Here is a 4,993-nt window from a genome sequence, read left to right as displayed (position 1 = left end):
GGTGCCGGCGAGGAGATCTCGACGCGGCCGTTCCAACTGGTCACCGGGCGGGTGTGGCGCGGCTCGGCGTTCGGCGGGGTGAAGGGGCGCAGCGAGCTGCCCGGCTACGTGCAGCGCTACATGGACGGCGAGATCAAGATCGACGAGTTCATCACCCACGACATGCCGTTCGAACAGATCAACGAGGCGTTCGAGCTGCTGCATGCGGGCAAGAGCATACGTACCGTGCTGCATTATTGACAGCCGCGCGAAAGCGTCACAAGAGCGATACACGTCCAGGGGACAAGGAGGCAGCATGAGCCTGATGGATATGATACAGCGCTGGTTCGGCGGCAAGCCCGCCGCCGCGACACAGAGCACGCCCCGACCGCCGCCTGCGGCGAGAAACCCCGAAAAAACGACAACACAGGGGAGTCAACCCACCATGAGCCACCACAACGTTCACATCCATCCCGCCGTGGACAACGGCGTCAAGCGCGGCAGCGACAGCTTCACCGGCGGCAAGCTCCACTGCCACTGCAGCGGCGAACAGGTCGAGGTGACGATCGACGCCCAGTGCGCCCACAACCATGTCTGCGGCTGCACTAAGTGCTGGAAACCCGAGGGCGCGCTGTTCTCGATGGTGGCCGTGGTACCCCGCGACAAGGTAAGGGTCAGCGCCCACGAGGAGAAGCTCCAGGTGGTCGATCCGGCCGCGGCTATCCAGCGCCATGCCTGCACCGGCTGCGGCGTGCACATGTACGGCCGCATCGAGAACACCGGCCACCCCTTCCACGGGCTGGATTTCATCCACACCGAGCTCTCCCACGACGAGGGCTGGGCCGGCCCCGAATTCGCCGCCTTCGTCTCGTCGATCATCGAGTCCGGCGCCGATCCGCAGAACATGGGTGCGGTACGCTCACGGCTACAGGAGCTCGGCCTGCCGCCCTACGACTGCCTCTCGCCGCCGCTGATGGACGCCATCGCCACGCATACCGCCAAGGCCAAGGGGGTGCTGTGATCGAACCGGAAGGACAAGCCGAAAAGCCCCGGGCTCCGAATCCATTAATAAGGAGCCCGGGGCTTTTATGGAAACACTGCACAAATGCCTGCGCGAGCGAATCACTGCGTTGCGCGGTGCGCGGAATCCTCACCTATACCCCATAGGCTCCGGTTCCTGTGCTCCGTGCGCCTTGCGCTTCATCTCGCTCGCCGATTTGTTCAGCGCTTCCTATAGGTCGAGATCGGCTCAAAGTGCGTTGAGATTGCGGAACATCTTGCTCAAGCACTGATTGATGTAGATGACCTCGTCCTTGCGCAGCCCACGGAAGGCCTTTTCCACCACCTGACTGGTGAGTTCCCTGGCCACAGCCAGCTTGGCCTCACCGCCCTCGGTCAGCTCCACTTCGGTGACCCGGCCATCCTGGGGCGAGGGAGCGGTCTTGAGCAGCTCCGCCTCCTGCATCTTGTAGACGATCTTAGTGATGGTGGAGAGCTTGGCCACGGCATGCACGGCAATGTCCGACATGCTCAGGCGACCCTGCTCATGCAGAATCATCAGTATCCGCCACTTGGAGGAGCTCAAGCCATGGGGCTTGAGCAAGGTATCCACGTCGGCGCTGTACTTGGCGTTAAGCCGGGCCACCCAGTAGAAGGGGAAATCCTGGGAACTATAGTCATCGGAAAGCGGGAAAAAGGAGGATGCCAGTTCGTCCTTGTCAACCATAGGGTGGGCGCTCCAGGGCGATAAAATAGTTGAATATTCTAGCATGTGCCCACCGCAACGAAAGCCGCTACCTTTAGCTACCAGACAGGAGCGCCGTTCCGATCACTCCAGCCGCCGTGTCTCGGAAGGGTATTCCCCGAACAGCTTGCAGTAGCTTGCCGAGAAGTGGCTCAGGTGACGGAAGCCCATCTCATAGGCCGCATCACCTACCGTACATTCGCAGGCGGGCGTGCTTGCCAACCTCCTGCGCACCGCATTCAGCCGAATGCTGCGCAGGAATTCCACCGGACGAATGCCCACCACCCGCTGGAAGCTGTTCTGCAACGTTCGGCGACTCACCCGCAAGCGCTCGCACAGATCGAGCACGCTGAGCGGGCTATCCGGATCGGCCAGGGCAAGCTCCTGACTACGCTTGACGATATACGAACTCACGGCGAGCTCGCTGCGTTTCGTCTCGACGTGCGCCTGGTGGAAAAGGTCCAGTTGCACGGCCATCAAGGTCTCCTCGATGTCCTTCTCGATGACGGGCGCTGCGAGCTCCCCCGGCCGGATGAGGCCATCTAAGTTCCGACACACCTGTCCCTTGATCTCTTTCAGCAGTCGCATCGGCACGTTGATGCCCGGCATCGAGAGCAGTTGGGAAAACTGCGCCGAACCCAGCTCGATCTCCGCCAAACGGGAGAAGCGCTCGAGATCGACGCTCAACGACATGAACGCCATCCCTTCCGGAGCGTGCAGCAGGAACTCTTCGCCATCGCGCAGCAGCAGAACGCTGTTGGCACTGACCTTGCAGCCCTGGATGATGGGCGGCCTGCCCGTGGCAAAGGCCATGCAGAACCGCTGCCTGGGCGCGTGCCCATGCTGGACGACGCGCTTGTCGAGCACCTCATGGAAGACCTGGAAGCGCTCGCCCGACACCTGGAAAAGCTCGCTCGAAAGGCGACCGGCACCAAGCTGGTCGTAGACCTGCTGCCAGCCCTGTATCGCAGCTGCATGCTGCTGAGAGTCATGGAAGGAACGAACTTCGTAGTGCATACCCGCCCCCATGGAAACGTCGCACCGTCGACGACTCAGCAGCATGGTTCAGCTTACGGCACCGGCCGCCCAACCCAATAGCGCTGTCGAACCAAGCCATCAGAGCAGAACTATCAGATTAAAGCCATCAGAAGAACGCCGCCAAGACGAGCTGTGCGTATACGTTGGTACCGTTGCCGCCCACCTGGGTTCCGCCCTCGGTTTCGTCTCTGCTGGGCTTGTACAGCCCCAGCAGAGGGCTGATGACGACGTTGTCGGTCACGGCCCACTCCACATACAGGTCCAACTCCCGGCCATCCAGGTTCAGCGTATCGCGGCCCTTCAGGGTGCTGAAGTCGAAGAACAGCGCCCCCAGAGTGAGGTTCTCCCTGGGGCTGGCCCGCAAGGCGATATGATGAACGTCATTGTTGCGCGCAAAGGGCCCCGCATAGTTGGCCGCCACCTCGCCCTGGAACCAGGTGCCCAGTTCGGGGCTGCTCAGGCCGGTGAACAGCGAGTCCCAGTCTTCCGAATAGCGGGTATAGCGGTAGGTCAGGCTCGGCGTCCATGGGGTGTCGGCGAAGGTGTAGCCGGCCTCAGCGTACCAGGCGGCTTCCGAGCCGGCATCCTTGTTCTGCCAGGCATACTCGAAGGCGAAGTTGGCATTCTCGATACCGGCGTCGCCTTCCCCCCGCAGGCTGTAGACGTTCATGCCGTCACGCTGCTCGAGGAAGTCGTCGGCCCACTCGCGGTTGACGTCGAGACCATGCACCCAGGTCAGCCCGATCAGACCTGCCTCGCCGGCATAGTCGAGGGTGGCGGCGGCCAGCTCGGTCTCGGCCTGAGCCAAGTTGTCGGATTTGAGCCAGGCAGCCGTCCCGTGCAAGCCCTGCTCCCCGCCGAGGCGCAGCACCGCAGTGCGGTCGAAGGCATGCCGGGCCGCCAAGTAATAGGCGCCGCCACGGTCCAGAGCCCCATCGGCCGGCCCCCGGCCCAGATTCAACCCATCGTCGTTGACGATGAAGCCCCTGCCCAGTTGGACGGCCTGCCGGCCCAACGAAAAATCCACACCATCCGTACCGAGGGCGGGAAAGAGATCCGCGGAACGCCATCCCAGGTAGGCGTCCTCGAGGGTGGTGCTGCGTTCCGTGCCCACGCTGTTGCCACCAGCATCGCCATCCCCCCAGGTGGCGGAGCTGACCCAGTTGAGACCGCCGTAGAGGGTACCGCCGCCACCCATCCCCTGATGGCCGCTGAAGCCGTACTTGACGAAGCCCTCGCGCCAGCTCGAGCCATCCTCCCTACCGTCGTAGTTCTTGCGGCTGTTCATCCAGCCATGCACGGCCAGCAGATCGACGTTCAATGCCCCGTCGGCACTCGTTATCAGTTCATAGGCCTGGGCCTGGCCTGCTTGCCCAAGAGTCATCGTCAGCGCCAGGACCCCACCGGCAACCCAAGTCGTCTTATGAGAATTCATGTTCGTACCTTGATGGTCTTGTTGTTGTTGGCTCGCTTGATGAGCCGCTCAGCTCGTGCGCTGTCGCATGAACAACAGCTGCGGAGTGGTGAATTCGAGCAGCCCCTCCAGGCCGAACTCGACGCCGAAGCCGGACATCTTGCAGCCGCCGAAGGGTGTGTTGGGTTGAATCTGGGCGTGGCAGTTGACCCAGGCCACGCCGCTCTCCAACTGGCTGGCGATGGCCTGCGCCCGGGCTTCGTCCTCACCCCATACCGAACCGCCCAAGCCCATCTGTGAAGCATTGGCACGCCGCAGGGCGTCCTCGACGTCGCGATAGGCGATCAGCGGCAGCACCGGGCCGAACTGCTCCTCGTCCACCAGGCGGTGGCCATCGCTGACCCCGGTGACGATGGTGGGCGGATAGAAGTAGCCCGGACGATCCAGGCGGGCGCCGCCGCACAGCACTTCCGCGCCCTGGGCCCGCGCATCGTCGACGAGCTCGCTCACCAGCTCGAGTTGATCGAGGTTCTGGATCGGTCCGAAGGTGACACCTTCTTCAAGGCCGGCGCCGACCACCTGCCGCTCGGCAATGGCCGCCAGGGCCTCGGCGAACTCACGGTACTGGGATTCGTGCACGTAGAGCCGCTTCAGCGCCGCACAGGTCTGGCCCATGTTGAGGAACGCCGCCTGGAAGATGTCCTCCACCACGGCATCCACCGGCGTGCCCGGCAGCACGATGGAGGCGTCGTTGCCCCCCAGCTCCAGGGTCAGGCGCTTGAGGTTGCCGGCCGCCGCCTGCATGACCCGCTGCCCCG

At 63.2% G+C, this 4,993-nt stretch carries 5 protein-coding genes and 1 pseudogene; 2 read left to right on the top strand and 4 right to left on the bottom strand.

Annotated elements, in window-relative coordinates; translation table 11 throughout:
• Together B8115_RS09870 and gfa are read left to right on the top strand one after the other, a co-directional pair.
• Window positions 1–240, top strand: a pseudogene (locus B8115_RS09870) (S-(hydroxymethyl)glutathione dehydrogenase); the annotation flags it as partial.
• 55 nt (window positions 241–295) lie between these two features.
• A complete protein-coding gene (gfa, locus tag B8115_RS09865; RefSeq protein WP_202949075.1) occupies window positions 296–1,000 on the top strand; it encodes an S-(hydroxymethyl)glutathione synthase in 705 nt (234 codons plus the stop codon).
• Between the two features lie 228 nt (window positions 1,001–1,228).
• Here gfa and B8115_RS09860 read toward each other — a convergent pair whose 3' ends face one another.
• The 4 genes from B8115_RS09860 to B8115_RS09845 all read right to left on the bottom strand — a co-directional run.
• The gene (locus B8115_RS09860; RefSeq protein ID WP_010627626.1) at window positions 1,229–1,705 is read right to left on the bottom strand and encodes a MarR family winged helix-turn-helix transcriptional regulator; all 477 of its coding nucleotides are present in this window, start codon (window positions 1,703–1,705) and stop codon (window positions 1,229–1,231) included.
• Between the two features lie 102 nt (window positions 1,706–1,807).
• Entirely contained in the window at window positions 1,808–2,740 is a 933-nt protein-coding gene (locus B8115_RS09855; RefSeq protein WP_010627625.1) for a helix-turn-helix domain-containing protein, read from the bottom strand.
• 127 nt (window positions 2,741–2,867) lie between these two features.
• Window positions 2,868–4,196: a hypothetical protein gene (locus B8115_RS09850; RefSeq protein ID WP_026038024.1), complete on the bottom strand. Its 1,329-nt coding sequence runs from the start codon at window positions 4,194–4,196 to the stop codon at window positions 2,868–2,870.
• A 48-nt stretch (window positions 4,197–4,244) separates the two neighbouring features.
• Window positions 4,245–4,993, bottom strand: a 749-nt coding sequence (locus B8115_RS09845; RefSeq protein WP_010627623.1) for an aldehyde dehydrogenase family protein, incomplete at its 5' end; no start/stop codon positions are given.

Source organism: Halomonas sp. KM-1 (genome assembly GCF_000246875.1).
Lineage (GTDB): Bacteria > Pseudomonadota > Gammaproteobacteria > Pseudomonadales > Halomonadaceae > Halomonas > Halomonas aerodenitrificans.
The sequence above is the reverse complement of the archived record's forward strand: the minus strand, read 5'-3'. Positions and strand labels throughout refer to the sequence as shown.

Excerpts from the sequence above, each read along its gene's own strand:
- gfa (WP_202949075.1), top strand. The coding sequence starts at position 296 with ATGAGCCTGATGGATATGATACAGCGCTGGTTCGGCGGCAAGCCCGCC.
- B8115_RS09860 (WP_010627626.1), bottom strand. The coding sequence starts at position 1,705 with ATGGTTGACAAGGACGAACTGGCATCCTCCTTTTTCCCGCTTTCCGAT.
- B8115_RS09855 (WP_010627625.1), bottom strand. The coding sequence starts at position 2,740 with ATGCACTACGAAGTTCGTTCCTTCCATGACTCTCAGCAGCATGCAGCT.
- B8115_RS09850 (WP_026038024.1), bottom strand. The coding sequence starts at position 4,196 with ATGAATTCTCATAAGACGACTTGGGTTGCCGGTGGGGTCCTGGCGCTG.